We start from the raw sequence: 13,712 nt of genomic DNA on the forward strand, positions 1-13,712 counted from the left end.
GTATCTGATTTTGCCCCGTCTTCAAGCCAATAGACCCGTGTCTTGGCTAAGAATCAAAGCGGAGCCACTCTGGCGCCTGCGGGACCAGCGTGCCAGCGAGTAACCGAACCGACGATTCAGCACCGAAAAGACACGAGCCCATCGCTGGAGGTTAAGGACCAAGCACAGCTTGATTTTTCTTTGCAGGTAAAGAAAGTTTATGATTTTGCTTTGGTGTAGAACGATAAGCGGCAATTTCATCAATAAGAGTTAGCTCGAGACACGAAAGCGCGAGACGCCTGCGGGAACAGCGAGCCAAGGAAGACCCTGCAGATCAATTGCGTGTCCGAGGAGGCTTCCGGAACGCCCGCGGCAAGCGAGCAGCTGGAGTGTCGTTTGTGCACAAGGTGATGAACAAAGCCCGAATGGAAGGCGGAAGTAAGGATCGGGCGTATTTTGCCGCCGAATCAATGGCGGATTCCCGAATCAAGCTTTCGTTAGTCTCAAGCCGGACATCGAAACGCATTTCTCCCGATCAATTCCCGAATAGAAGTTTTTTGATGAAAGGGAGTGAAACGCCCGAAAAGAAAACGTTTTCAATTATAATAGAGGATATAGCAGACAACATGGAGAATGGGATTATAGAGGTGAACGTAATGGGACGGCGACGTGAAAAGATTTTTGAGGAATTAACGCGGCAATGTGCGCAATTAGATAAGAAAAAGCTGCTTGATCTTTCGGGCGTGTCAGCATCGGGCTTAGCGGATGCGCTCGGCATCCTGCGCAGTAATGTCAGCGCAGAGCTCAATGAACTGGTCCGTGAGAAGCGCGTGATCAAGTTCGTGACGCGGCCGGTGCTCTATGCACCGGCCGCACTGATTCACGAACAATTCGGCGATGCGGTCGATACGTATGCGCTTAAGTGTGCATCGTTGAAGGAATGGTTCAATCAAGAGCGGACGCGCGAGAAGAATGAAGATCCATTTTCCCATCTGATCGGTTCAGATAAAAGTTTGAAAAAAAGCGTCAAGCAAGCCAAATCAGCGATTGTTTATCCGCCAAGAGGGTTGCACACGCTAATCCTCGGGCCAACCGGTTCAGGGAAAACATTATTTGCGCATATGATGCATCACTATGCAATTGCAATCAAGCGCATCAAGGAACACGCGCCGTTCATTGATTTCAACTGCGCGGATTATTACAACAATCCGCAGCTGTTGATTGGACAGCTGTTTGGCTATATAAAAGGCGCATTTACCGGGGCTGCTCACGATCAGGACGGATTGGTCGCAAAGGCGGATGGCGGTATTCTGTTTCTTGATGAAATTCATCGGCTGCCGCCGGAAGGTCAGGAAATGCTGTTCTATTTTATGGATACCGGCCACTACAGCAAATTAGGCGAAACCGGCAACAAGCGCGGCGCTCGGGTTCTGATCATCGGTGCGACGACAGCCGACCCGGAATCGGCACTGTTGCAGACCTTTCTGCGGCGTGTTCCGGTGATGATCAATGTTCCCAACTTCCAAAGCCGAAGTGTGAGTGAGCAGATTGAGTTGAGCAAATTTCTGCTCTCTCGGGAAGCACATCGCACGCATCATGAATTTCACGTGAGTTCCGATGTGATCAAAGCGTTGATTGGCAGTGTTACTTTTGGCAATATTGGCCAGCTGAAATCGAATGTGCAGCTGGTCTGTGCGCAAGGATTCCTTGATAGCATGAACCAAGATTATGTTGAACTTGATGCGAAAATGCTGCCCACGGAAATGCAGGAAGGGTTGCACCGCATCTCGCATCAGCCCAAAGTCAATCAGGAGCTAAGCAAACGGTTGCCGCTTTTCCTTGTGGTAACCGGGAGCAAGGACCCGCTCTTAAACGATGTGGATCAATACGAACCTCCATTTGATCTCTACAAAATGATCTCGGGAAAATACGACGCTTTGATCCATGAAGGTTTATCAATGCAGGATATTCGCAAACTCGTCATGGAAGATATTAAGAATCAAGTGAAACAATTTTACCAAAAAACGTCGAGTGATTCGTCAAATACAGTCGTGGATCAGCGCGTCGCCCGCCTTTCCGAAGATTTGGAGGTCATCTGCGCCCGCGTATTAGGTCAGCATTTGAGCCATCAATTTGTTTCGCTGCTTAATGTGCATCTGTCCGCGTTTCTGGAACATCCGCTGCGCAGAATGAATGGAGCGCCAGATAAGGCGATGTTTCCTTTTGCACAGAAAGATTATGAAGCAGCGGTTCAGGTGGCTGATTTAATTGACCGCAGGCTTGGTGTAGCGTTGCCAGAGGTAGAGATGGTCTACATTGCTTTTCTGATCGGTTCGTTTGTTGAACTTTCTCAGCAGCGCAACGTTGGCATTGTTGTTGCGGCACATGGTCCGCAAACCGCAAGCTCCATGGTCAGCGTTGTCAAGGAATTAATGGGCGATTATCCGATTGCGGCCGTCGATATGCCGCTCAGTCTCAATTTCGGCGATATCTTTGAAAATATCGTAGCAGCGGTTCGTTCCGTTGATCAGGGTGCCGGCGTGCTGATGATGGTCGATATGGGGTCGCTCTACTATTTTGAAGAAAAGATCGCGCAGGGTGCCAAAGTGCGAGTCAAGGCCATCGACATGGTATCAACGCCGATGGTGCTCGATGCGGTGAAAAATGCCAATTATTTGCATATGGATTTGAATGGAATGGTTGATTCCCTCGATACATTGCGCCGGACGGTTGGTATGGAGACGCGCAGCGCGCGCAGTGAACGTCAGAAAGCGATTCTAACCATTTGCACAACTGGAAGCGGCATTGCCAAACGTATTAAAAATATTGTCAGCATGTATCTGCGCAACCTTACCGATGAAGAAATCCTTGTTATACCGGTATCAATCGAGGACCTATATGATGTCGCACGAAAAATGCAATGTAAATATGAGGTTGTCGCCAGCATTGGCGCAAAGAACCCGAAACTTGAGGGCGTACCGTACATCACGCTTTCTCAATTTGTCGGCGGCGAAGGTCAAGAGATTCTGCAATCCGTTCTTGCGGGCAAAACCTTGCCGATGAAAGACAACCCCTCTCATGTTATCGTAAAAGGAGTCTGCGTGGACAGCTTGCAGGATATGCTGATGTACCTAAACCCGAAACGAGCGGTCGCCGCAATTCTTGAATTTAATGAAGCCGTTCAAAAAGCGCTGCACCTTCATTTTAAAAATGCGACCCAGATTCGAATCGTCATGCATCTTGCATTTGCTCTTGAACGGGAAATTGTCCGCATGCCACTGACTTACGAAGGCGCGCGCAGTTCGGAAAAAAAGCGTTTAGCCAAGCAGCTTGATCCGACAATGGCCGTGCTAAAAGACAAGCTTAACCTCTCGCTCAGCGAGGATGAATTGTACTATTTTATTGATATGGTGATCGATGAATTTGGCAAAGAAGTCATTTATCGGCGCGCACTTCAAAACTAGTGTGTTCTTTTTTTGAATACGAATGGGTTAGTGTTTTAGTTTAAAACAGAAAACCTATTAGTGCGTTATTCGAAGGTTTAGTGTTTCGTTTTTCATAAATAGTGTGTTGACTAAAAACAGATCAATAATAATAGCGCTTACAAAAGGGCCTTCTCGAGGCTCTTTTTTTTTAACACACCGTGTTGGCATAAAAGTTGCTTAGTAAAAAGTGCACAGAGAGAGGAGGAGAGAAAAGTGGTCGCGATTGTTATTGCTACACACGGAAATCTCTCGGAAGCGCTGATTGGAACGGCCAAGATGATTTTCGGAACAATGGAACATATTGCTGAAGTTACCTTTAAACCCGGTGAGGGGATCGAGCATTTGCTCGATAAATATCAGAAAGCGAGCGATGGGTTAGGAGATGATCAGGTTCTGTTCCTAGTGGATTTGTTTGGAGGCAGCCCATACAATGCCGCCAGCCGTTTTGTTGCGCGTAAACCGTCCATGGATGTGGTCAGCGGCGTCAATTTGCCGATGCTGATTGAAGTCCTTGGCAAGCGTCTTGCGGGAGCCTCACTTGAGGAACTGGTACAAACTGCAACAGCCGCCGGAACAGACGGCATTAAGTCATTCAAAGACGTTTTTTCGCATCAAAAAATTGCCAATAGTGCACAAGAAGACGAAGGAGATGAGTTGGGATGAATATTAAATGGTTACGTATTGATTCTCGATTAATTCACGGACAGGTGGCAAACAACTGGGTGAACCATGTGGGGGCCGGAACAATTATTGCCGCAAATGACAGCGCTGCCAAGGATGATTTGAGAAAAACACTGCTGCTTCAGGTTGCCCCGGGACGCACAAAGTCCTATGTGATGACCGTCGATAAAACGGCGCGCTGCTATAAAAACCCGACCTATAAAGACTTGGACGTCCTGATGGTGGTCGAATCGCCCAAAGACGTTCTTCGTTTGATGGATCAGGGCGTTGACGTGACTCAGGTCAATGTCGGCGGCATTACCTTTAAAGAAGGCATGACACTAATCTCCGAAGCCGTATCGGTCAGCCGAGAAGATGTCGAGGCATTTAAGGAGCTTGACAAGCGCGGCATCAAGCTGATTCTGCAACAGCTTCCCAACACGCAAGCGTCTGATTTTATGAACCGGCTGAAAAGCAAAAATCTTGTATAAATAAAAAGATTAGCAGACAAAAAGGGAGGTCTTCAAACATGAATGCCATGCAATTTATTTTAGTTATCTTGGTTGCGCTGGTTTGCGGGATGGCGAGTGTTTTGGATGAACGCCAATTTCACCGTCCGCTTGTGGCGTGTACGCTTATCGGTCTTGTTCTTGGTGATTTGCACACCGGTATTATTCTTGGCGGTCAACTTGAATTGATTGCGCTCGGCTGGATGAACGTTGGTGCAGCGATGGCACCTGACTCGGCCCTCGCTTCAACGATTTCAGCGATTATCGTTATTGTCGGGCATCAATCGATCGGTGAAGGGATTGCGATTGCGATTCCACTTGCTGCCGCCGGTCAAGTACTGACCATTTTTGTTCGAACGATTACAGTATTCTTTCAGCACCAAGCGGACCATTTTGCTGCGAATGCGAATTTCCGAGGGGTCGAGTGGTGTCATATAGGAGGGCTGTTGCTACAAGGCCTGCGTGTGGCGATTCCTACCGGAGCCGTTGCCGCCATTGCCGGAACGAGCCTTGTCAGCCAGTGGCTGGATGCGATTCCGCCGGTCATCACCCATGGTCTGCAAGTTTCGGGTGGGTTCATCGTGGTTGTTGGGTATGCCATGGTTATTAACATGATGAAAGCGCGTGCGTTGATGCCGTTCTTCTTCATTGGATTCACGCTTGCCACCTTTATGAGTGGAATCAACCTTGTTGGTCTTGGTATTCTCGGTGCTTGTGCTGCCGTTGTCTATGTTCAATTGAATCCAGATTTCCATGACGCGATTAAAGCGCCAACAGCTGCAACGAACGTCGGATCCGATGATGACGATGTATTAGGATAAGGAGGGTGAATGAAATGAGTGAAACGAAAAAAGTACAGCCGTTAACGAAAAGAGACATTATCAATACCTATTTTCGAAGTACATTCATGCTCGGCTCCTTTAACTTCGAACGGATGCAAGCAATTGGGGTTGCCGTTACGATGATCCCGGCGATCAAACGGTTTTATCATCGAAAAGAAGATCAGGCAGCCGCATTGAAACGCCACTTGGAATTTTTTAACACAACGCCTTGGCCAGCATCAGCGATCTTTGGTGTGACCGCAGCGATGGAACAAAAGAAAGCAGAAAACGGTGAAATTGATGAGGCCGCCATTACGAACGTGAAAATCGGTTTGATGGGACCGCTTGCCGGTATCGGCGATCCGATTTATTGGGGAACGGCACGTCCAATTTTAGCCGCACTCGGCGCGTCGCTGGCACTGAGCGGAAGTATTCTAGGGCCACTGCTCTTCTTCTTCGGGATCAACATCATCCGCATGCTGACCAGATGGTATGGGTTTAAATTTGGCTACAGCCAAGGTACGGATATTGTGCAGGATGTCGCCGGCAACCGTCTCAAGAAATTGACGCAAATGGCTTCGGTGCTCGGACTGTTCGTCATGGGTTCACTTGTTTCGAAATGGACCAGTATCAAAATGCCCTTTGTCCTTGTGTCCTATGAACAAGCGGGAAAGACGGTCAACACAACGCTGCAAATGATTCTCGACCAACTGCTTCCTGGCCTCGTTGCTTTGCTGATGACCTTCGCTTGCATGTGGCTTCTGAAACGGAAAGTCAATGCAATCTGGATCATCTTCGGCATGTTTGCGATTGGTATTCTCGGATACTGGGCAGGGATTTTCGGACTGTAAATTGAGTCGTTTGGCGAGGCATCACGCGCGCAGCGTATACGATTTTGCAAAAAAGGCTAGGAGGAGATTTTCATGTTAAAAAGTATCATCGCATTTTTGGAACCTAATCATAAACCGGAAGGCTACATCTTCAGTTCGGCGAAATTAGTAACCGGATTAATGGTACTCGGCCTCCTGCTTTACACGATTACTGGCGGCTGGGGGACGATTGCTTGTCTCGCGCTTGCGATTGGTTTAATGATCGGTCGCCATCTGCTTGTCAAGCAGGCCACCAATGATTTTCGCGACCTGCATCATGCCAAGAAAGGTTATGGGCAAACCAGAAACAAAGACTATTTGCGCTTTATCAAAGCACGTGGCGAGCAAATGCTTCGCGACAACAAAGCACTCACTAAATCAGCAAAGATTGAAATTCGTGAACTCCTTGCCTATGCGGAACGATACCTTTGATGTGCGCCCTGTGATGCTCAGCTGCAGAAAATCAATGAAACGAATTAAAAAGCAGCACCGCAATGATTGCGGTGCTGCTTTTTGTGAGTCATAAATGAATTGGAGCCTAAGCTGAAACGTCAGCGATTAGTCAACCAATTTAGCAATCAGCTCGGACAACTGATTAAGCTCCTGATCATCAAAATCACTGAAAACCTGACGCATGTAGTTCTCGCGGATGCAGATCAATTGGTGATAGAGCGCAATGCCTTTTTCAGTAACCGTTAACCGAACTTTTCTCCGATCTGTTTTAGATCGCTGACGCATCACATAGCCGCAACGAATCAGTTTATCGATGACCGTCGTCGCGTAACTTGGAGATACATCGAATTTCTTTGCAATTCGTGATGAGGTTTCCCGATCATGTCGGTAAAGATGGGACAGGAACGAGAATTCATGAGCAGTCAGTTCACTGCCCTGAAGTTCATTGATTGTCCGCCGAAAGCGGCGAATAACAATTGCAAAGCTGTTTTCGATTTCATGGATCTTGGCTTCTCTGTCCGTAAGAGACACCTGCTTCCCTTATTCTTTGGCCGTTGTCAGATTCGTCTGCGTCTTTTTCAGATCCGTGTTCTGTTGCGGCGGGGTCGCGCGTTTAATAAAGAAGGAGAGCACCCAAGCAACGATCGTCAGCAAGGTCGCAACGATAAAGGCATCATTAATGCCTTGAATCGTCGCCAATTGCTGCACCTTCATCTCAAGCAGCTGCATGACGGTTTGCTGCCCCTGTACCGCGGAAACGTGACCGCTTGCAGCCAGTGAAAGACTGGAACTCTGCAGCTGCTGCATAAACGGATGATTGCTTGAAGCAACCTGATTGGCATAGTCGCCAATATGAAATGTGGTTCGGTTCGACATAACGGTAACAAGGAAAGCGGTACCGAGTGAACCGGCAACCTGACGCATCGTATTGGACATTGCAGTCCCGTGACTGTTCAACTCGCGGGGCAGATTATTCAGCCCTTCAGTCATAATCGGCATCATCAATAGCGACATACCGAACATTCGCGCGGTGTAGAGAAACATAATCCAGCCGTATGTGGTTGCATCGCTCAAATGCGCAAAGCCCCACGTCGTAATGATTGTCACAGCGAGCCCTGCTACCGCGAGCGGCCGCGAGCCGATTCGGTCAAAGAGCATGCCGGTAATCGGCGACATGACACCCATGAGCAGCGCGCCTGGCAGTAAGAGCAGTCCGGATTGAAGTGGTGTAAATCCGCGGATGTTCTGCAAGTAGATCGGAAGCAGAATCATTGCGGCAAACATCGCCATTGTCACTAGTATATTAACGATTGTCGTGAAAGTAAATATTTTGTATTGAAAAACGCGCAGGTTAAGCAGTGGCGTATCCAAATGCAGTTCGCGCCAGACAAATAGAATCAGTGAGATGATCCCAACGATAAGTGTCACCAGTACGGCGGCGTCATCCCACCCGTTGTTTCCGGCTTCACTGAACGCGTACAGGATGCCGCCGAAGCCAATCGTCGACAAGATAATGCCCAGAAGATCCAGCTTCGGAAATGAGCGGCGGCCGACATTTCTAAGAAATGTGATCGCCAGAAAGACATCGACAATGCCAAGCGGGAGCACGATCCAGAATAAGAGTCGCCATGTAAAGTGTTCCACAATATAGCCGGAAAGCGTTGGCCCAACGGCAGGCGCGAAGATCATTGCCACACCCATCAGACCCATTGCCCCGCCACGTTTTTCAGGCGGAAAAATGGTCAAGAAGACATTGGTCATCAGCGGCATGATGATCCCGGCACCGGTTGCCTGAATCACGCGTCCGCCCATCAAAATGATGAAGTTAGGCGACAAGGCACAGACAAGTGTTCCCAGCGAGAACAGGACCATTGCTGAAATAAAGAGCTTTCGCGTCGTAAAAGTTTCCATTAAATAGGCGGTAATTGGGATCAAAACCCCATTGACCAGCATATACCCGGTGGTGATCCATTGCGCCGTGTTGGTCGAAATATTCAAATCAGTCATCATCTTAGGCAGAGCCACGTTCATGAGCGTCTGGTTCAGCAGCGCAACAAAAGCGCCGAGAATCAGCACCAGAATAATCGACAGGTGATGACCGGAAGTGTCTTGCGTGCCGGATTCATGCTTTTCCGCGTGCGCTGCAGGGGTTACCTCAGCAGAATGCGGAGCGTTCTGCGCGCTTAGCTGATGCGGAGCATGCGGCTCCCTGTCTTGTGTTTCGACGGGGGCGTGCATGGAAGCTTCTTGCGTGCGCGGCCGATCATCTGCCGCAAGTTTGCTTTTGCGGCGGCGATGCAAAATGAAGTTGAAAATCACGAGAAAAATGATCGCACAACCGATATACACAGAAAGGAACGATGTCATCAAATCCCTCCTCTCAAATTAGATATGAATTTTCACCGTAACATTCATGCCGGGAAGCAGGTCATTGCCCTTGTAGTCGTCAATTGAAATTTTTACAGGCACGACTTGCGTAACTTTTGTGTAGTTGCCATTACTATTCGAGCTTGGAATCAACGAGAAGGTTGAGGCGGTCGCTGTTCCGATCTTCTCAACTTTTCCCGTGAAATGCGTACCTGGGAACGCGTCAAGTTTGAGATCAACTTTTTGTCCTGCTTTTACATTTTCAATGGCATTTTCATCGACATTGGCGGTAATGTACAGCTCATTTAGATTATAGGCTTGAGCAAGTTGTGCGCCTGCAGCAGCAAACGCATTCTTTGTCGTGTTGTTTAACGCAATCGTCGCCTTTTGCGGCATCTTTACTGCAACTTTAGCACTCTTGCCATCAGCACCGATTGTTTCCACATTGCCGATCGTATCATTAGCATCAAAGGTTTTCCCTTCTGAAGCATCCCAGTTCACGAGTTTTCCAGAAGCCGGTGCGGCAATGGAAATGGCTTGGCCGCTGACTGCGGCGTTATCGGTTTTGACGTAGTTGGTTGCTTGATCATAGTAGTAGTAGCCTGCTGCGCCGCCACCGATCAAAGCTACGATCACAATGATATTAATGATGAGCAGACGAGTAAAGTTGTTCATCGACGAATCCCCTTTCGTTCTTAAAAAAAGATTAATTAAGTTAATTATTAACTTTGTTAACTAATTGAGTGCATTAGTCACTTTACCACGATTGTTTTCATCATTCAATAGAAACGAAAAAATATTTTTTCTCGATGCACGTAAAAAAGTACAGGCAGGCGCAGCAAGGCTTAGCGAGAACAGTGAAAGAGCAGGTCCGGGGACGTCCGCAAAAAAAATAATCAGCAGGGCGTTTAGTTGGCAGGTCCAGCAAGTATAAAAATTTGTAAGAGGAGGCTCACGGTGCGCCCGCGGCAAGCGAGCAACTGGAGTGCCCGTTAGGTACAAAATTGATGGTTTAAAACGGCATTCAGAGTAAAAGGAACTTTCGCTAAGTGCGCATATGTCCTGTATGCAACGCGGACGTCATCACGTGAAAGAAGGACCGGGCACCGCTTGGTTTGTCTGATCGTTTATCGGTAGCGTCGGAATAGGGGGAATTGATGTGGCGGTTTTTAGTGAAGTGTCCGCTTCACCTTTATAAATGCGATGATCTCTTTTCGCTCCGCTTCAGTTAACGCCTGCCCATCAATGAATAAACGGCAGCACTCATTTTGCGGATGATCGAGATGAATAACGGCTTCAAAAGGGCGGTCAACTAATCGATCAAGCGATAGCGAAAAGAAATCGGCAATTTTGATCAACGCGTCAATTGGCGGTTGACGATAGCCGCTTTCATAGCTGGCATAGGTACTTTTAGCGATCCCGAGCGCATCAGCCACGTTCTGGATTGTTAAATTTTTTTGCTTTCTTAACGCGATTAATTGAGCGAGCATCAGATCACCTCTTTGATCAGTCTACACTGCTTGTACACGCATAGTAAACATTTTATTGAATTATATGAGAAAAAAGTTATAATGGGCGTAATAAATACACAAAATGGGGAAATTCATATGAAGAAAATTTTAGTGGTGGCGACCGGGGGAACGATTGCGTCAACACCGCACCAGGAGGGACTGGCGCCGGGCATGACGATTGATCAGCTGGCGCGCTATTTTGAACATAGTCAGGATGTATCGGTTGATTTTCATGTACTCATGAACAAGGACAGCACCAACATGCAGCCGGAGGATTGGCTGAAGATGGCGCGGGTGATTGATAAAAGTCAGAGCCAATACGACAGCTTCATCATCACACATGGTACGGATACGATGGCGTACACGGCTGCTGCATTGTCCTATTTATTAAATGGTCTCAATAAAACCATTGTGATCACGGGTTCACAAGTTCCGGTCAGCTTTAAACGGACCGATGCAAGGAAAAATATAAAAGATGCGCTTACCTTTGCGCAGAGAGCGGATCTTCCCGGCGTTTTTATTGTTTTTGATGGAAAAGCAATCCTTGGTACGCGGGCGATTAAGCTGCGAACAAAAAGTTACGATGCGTTTGAGAGTGTCAATTACCCCTACATAGCTGATATTGCGGACAAGCATGTTCGGATTCATTTCAGAATGGAAGCGGAGAAGACCGCAGTGCCGAAGCATATCGGAATCTGTCCGGATGTCTTTTTATTAAGGGCATTTCCCGGACTGTCGCCGGCGTTCTTTGCGTTCCTGCAGAACCATGTCAGGGGACTGATTATTGAAAGCTTCGGGAATGGCGGTCTCCCTTTTGAGAACAGAGATCTGGTGACCGGCGTTGAAAAACTGGTGCGGCAGGGGATTCCGGTCATTATCACGACCCAGTGTCTTGAGGAAGGGCAGAATATGGAGCTGTACGAAGTAGGAAAACGTGTGGCCGATGCCGGTGGAATTACTGCGGGTGACATGAACACGGAAGCCATTGTTGCAAAGCTGATGTGGGTGCTCGCGCAGACTTCGGATCCTGCAACGGTTAAAAAGATGATTCAGACGCCGATTGCCCATGATCTCGACTATATCTAATCAGAGCGTGCGACAGAGTAACGTGTTCATTGGCGATCAGAAACCCCTGCATGAGCGCCCTGGTGATCAAGCTTTATATACTGGACAGTGCGGAAATAATATGTTTAAATTTATCTAAAAGTGTGAACTTTATAATAAATCGATGGATTGAATGGGAATCAGCTTGCAGAATGCATGTACGCCAGGAGGAGAGGTCAATGAAACATCTTTTGCCGGAACTTAAGGATCTGCTCCATACAAGCTTTGTCATGCTCAGTGAAGCGCAGTGGAAGACCTATGCATTAGAACATGCATTTGATCTCATTTTTGTGCAAAAGTCGCTTCAGCTCATTGCCTGTTCGCCCCAATGCCATGCGTTTGCCAATAAATATAGGATCCCTTTAGAAGCATTGCCGGCCAGAAGCGCTGGTTTGGTTCAACTGGATGATTCGTGGGACACGATCGGCAAAAAAGCAAATCAATACGATTATTTACTGGTGGTTAAAGCGAAAAAACCAATCGGTTATATAAAAACAGGTGAACTTATTCCCATTATTTTAGAGGCCTATACGTATTTAAAGGCATACAACGATACAATATTGGAAACAACAGATAGCACCATTTCGGTGATTGACGAACAGATGAAAACGGTTGTTTGGACGAGTGGTGCAGAACGATTATACTCAATAAAGAAAGAAGAGATTTTAGGAAAGCCGATGACTGACTTTTTCTCCGAGAGCCGTTTGGATAACTTGCGTATCATTCACTCAGGTAAGCGTTTTTATCATAAGCAGCATCAGCCAAGGGAGGACTTGTTTGTATTAATCAATTCGAATCCTGTAAGGGTGCATGATCGGATCATTGGCGCCGTTTCTTGTGAATCTGATGTGACGCATCAAGTCCATCTTAATCAACAATTAAACAGCGCGAACGAAATGATCCAGCAATTGCAAAAGAAAGTGTCGCGGCTGAAGCCGTCGGCTGATCCGTTTTACCCGATTCAGGGATCCAGTCCGTCCATTCGCCGAACGATCGACCGGGTGAAGCAAATCGGAACGACACAGGCAAGGGTTTTATTTCTTGGAGAATCAGGGGTCGGGAAGGAATTATTTGCGAAAGCCTTGCATGATCTGCGCACATCGAATCAGGCGCCGTTTATCGCCATTAACTGCGGCGCAATTCCTCCCTCCCTGTTTGAGAGTGAACTGTTCGGCTATGAAAAAGGCGCCTTTTCCGGAGCGAGTGCACTCGGAAAGAAAGGAACCCTTGAACTGGCAAGAGGCGGGACGCTGTTTCTGGATGAAATTGGCGAACTTCCGCTTGATATGCAGGTGAAGCTGTTGCGCGTGCTTCAGGAGGGAACCTTTTACGCAGTAGGCGGGACAAGACTTAAATACGCCGATTGTTTTATCATAGCTGCAACAAATAAGGATTTGCGAGAACGCGTAAAACAGGGCAAATTCAGAGAAGATCTCTACTACCGGCTCAACATCGTGTCGATTCTCATCCCCCCATTAAGAGACAGAATTGAGGACGTCGTCGAATTAAGTCACCAAATTCTTTATGAATTCGCCAAGAAATACAATCGAGACGTAAAAGAAATCCCGAAAGAAATTATGCTCGCGCTGGTCAACCATCGCTGGCCCGGGAATATCCGCGAGTTGCGGAATGTCATTGAAAACTTAGTCGTCTTTTCGAAAGACGGAAAATTAAATTTCACCGACTTGCCAGTGAATCTTCAAGCGGGTGAACATGAGGAGCGTACAGTAGGACACCGGACGTTCCCTTCACAAGAAATGCAGACTTTTTCTTCATTAAATGATACGTTGAAAGCATGTGAAGCAAAAACCATTCAGCAAGTATTGGAACAAACGCATGAAAATAAAAACAAAACGGCCCAAATTTTAGGAATCTCAAGAGCAACACTTTATAACAAAATGCATAAACTGGGTATTTCTCCTTGAACGGTTTGCGAGTCGTGAGCTAGGGCAGC

General features: G+C 47.4%; 12 protein-coding genes. 8 read left to right on the plus strand and 4 right to left on the minus strand.

Features of this window, described 5'->3' with window-relative positions; translation table 11 throughout:
* Positions 1-377 precede the first annotated feature (377 nt).
* The 6 genes from K7399_RS15120 to K7399_RS15145 all read left to right on the plus strand — a co-directional run bounded on the left by K7399_RS15120 (position 378) and on the right by K7399_RS15145 (position 6,755).
* Complete coding sequence (locus K7399_RS15120) at positions 378-3,443, plus strand: sigma-54-dependent transcriptional regulator (RefSeq protein WP_128165989.1); 3,066 nt, start codon at positions 378-380, stop codon at positions 3,441-3,443.
* Positions 3,444-3,677: 234 nt separating this feature from the next.
* Positions 3,678-4,127 (plus strand): PTS sugar transporter subunit IIA, encoded by a 450-nt coding sequence (locus K7399_RS15125; RefSeq protein WP_028976971.1) that lies wholly within the window; start codon positions 3,678-3,680, stop codon positions 4,125-4,127.
* Positions 4,124-4,615, plus strand: coding sequence for a PTS sugar transporter subunit IIB (locus tag K7399_RS15130; RefSeq protein WP_028982597.1), 492 nt, complete (start codon positions 4,124-4,126; stop codon positions 4,613-4,615). The genes K7399_RS15125 and K7399_RS15130 overlap by 4 nt, the downstream gene beginning before the upstream one ends.
* Before the next feature lie 38 nt (positions 4,616-4,653).
* Entirely contained in the window at positions 4,654-5,454 is an 801-nt protein-coding gene (locus tag K7399_RS15135) for a PTS mannose/fructose/sorbose transporter subunit IIC (RefSeq protein ID WP_010023727.1), read from the plus strand.
* 14 nt (positions 5,455-5,468) lie between these two features.
* The gene (locus K7399_RS15140; protein WP_028976973.1) at positions 5,469-6,305 is read left to right on the plus strand and encodes a PTS system mannose/fructose/sorbose family transporter subunit IID; all 837 of its coding nucleotides are present in this window, start codon (positions 5,469-5,471) and stop codon (positions 6,303-6,305) included.
* 72 nt (positions 6,306-6,377) lie between these two features.
* Positions 6,378-6,755, plus strand: a complete 378-nt coding sequence (locus K7399_RS15145) for a hypothetical protein (protein WP_028976974.1) — start codon at positions 6,378-6,380, stop codon at positions 6,753-6,755.
* A 126-nt stretch (positions 6,756-6,881) separates the two neighbouring features.
* Here K7399_RS15145 and K7399_RS15150 read toward each other — a convergent pair whose 3' ends face one another.
* The 4 genes from K7399_RS15150 to K7399_RS15165 all read right to left on the minus strand — a co-directional run bounded on the left by K7399_RS15150 (position 6,882) and on the right by K7399_RS15165 (position 10,633).
* Entirely contained in the window at positions 6,882-7,307 is a 426-nt protein-coding gene (locus K7399_RS15150) for a MarR family winged helix-turn-helix transcriptional regulator (RefSeq protein WP_028976975.1), read from the minus strand.
* A gap of 9 nt (positions 7,308-7,316) precedes the next feature.
* Entirely contained in the window at positions 7,317-9,143 is a 1,827-nt protein-coding gene (locus K7399_RS15155) for a DHA2 family efflux MFS transporter permease subunit (RefSeq protein ID WP_028976976.1), read from the minus strand.
* 18 nt (positions 9,144-9,161) lie between these two features.
* A complete protein-coding gene (locus tag K7399_RS15160; protein WP_128165990.1) occupies positions 9,162-9,818 on the minus strand; it encodes an HlyD family secretion protein in 657 nt (218 codons plus the stop codon).
* 494 nt (positions 9,819-10,312) lie between these two features.
* Positions 10,313-10,633 (minus strand): helix-turn-helix domain-containing protein, encoded by a 321-nt coding sequence (locus K7399_RS15165; protein ID WP_051577913.1) that lies wholly within the window; start codon positions 10,631-10,633, stop codon positions 10,313-10,315.
* Between the two features lie 117 nt (positions 10,634-10,750).
* Here K7399_RS15165 and K7399_RS15170 point away from each other — a divergent pair, with 117 nt between their 5' ends.
* Positions 10,751-11,740, plus strand: a complete 990-nt coding sequence (locus K7399_RS15170) for an asparaginase (protein WP_028982600.1) — start codon at positions 10,751-10,753, stop codon at positions 11,738-11,740.
* Positions 11,741-11,937: 197 nt separating this feature from the next.
* Complete coding sequence (locus K7399_RS15175) at positions 11,938-13,683, plus strand: sigma-54 interaction domain-containing protein (protein WP_128165991.1); 1,746 nt, start codon at positions 11,938-11,940, stop codon at positions 13,681-13,683.
* The last annotated feature ends 29 nt before the right edge of the window (positions 13,684-13,712 follow it).

Origin of the sequence: Sporolactobacillus terrae, assembly GCF_019930545.1 — a bacterium.
GTDB lineage: Bacteria > Bacillota > Bacilli > Bacillales > Sporolactobacillaceae > Sporolactobacillus > Sporolactobacillus terrae.

What these genes read in the sequence shown, in the direction of transcription:
- K7399_RS15145 (WP_028976974.1), top strand. Translation starts at nt 6,378, where the DNA reads ATGTTAAAAAGTATCATCGCATTTTTGGAACCTAATCATAAACCGGAA.
- K7399_RS15175 (WP_128165991.1), top strand. Translation starts at nt 11,938, where the DNA reads ATGAAACATCTTTTGCCGGAACTTAAGGATCTGCTCCATACAAGCTTT.
- K7399_RS15170 (WP_028982600.1), top strand. Translation starts at nt 10,751, where the DNA reads ATGAAGAAAATTTTAGTGGTGGCGACCGGGGGAACGATTGCGTCAACA.
- K7399_RS15130 (WP_028982597.1), top strand. Translation starts at nt 4,124, where the DNA reads ATGAATATTAAATGGTTACGTATTGATTCTCGATTAATTCACGGACAG.
- K7399_RS15135 (WP_010023727.1), top strand. Translation starts at nt 4,654, where the DNA reads ATGAATGCCATGCAATTTATTTTAGTTATCTTGGTTGCGCTGGTTTGC.
- K7399_RS15160 (WP_128165990.1), bottom strand. Translation starts at nt 9,818, where the DNA reads ATGAACAACTTTACTCGTCTGCTCATCATTAATATCATTGTGATCGTA.
- K7399_RS15140 (WP_028976973.1), top strand. Translation starts at nt 5,469, where the DNA reads ATGAGTGAAACGAAAAAAGTACAGCCGTTAACGAAAAGAGACATTATC.
- K7399_RS15155 (WP_028976976.1), bottom strand. Translation starts at nt 9,143, where the DNA reads ATGACATCGTTCCTTTCTGTGTATATCGGTTGTGCGATCATTTTTCTC.
- K7399_RS15165 (WP_051577913.1), bottom strand. Translation starts at nt 10,633, where the DNA reads ATGCTCGCTCAATTAATCGCGTTAAGAAAGCAAAAAAATTTAACAATC.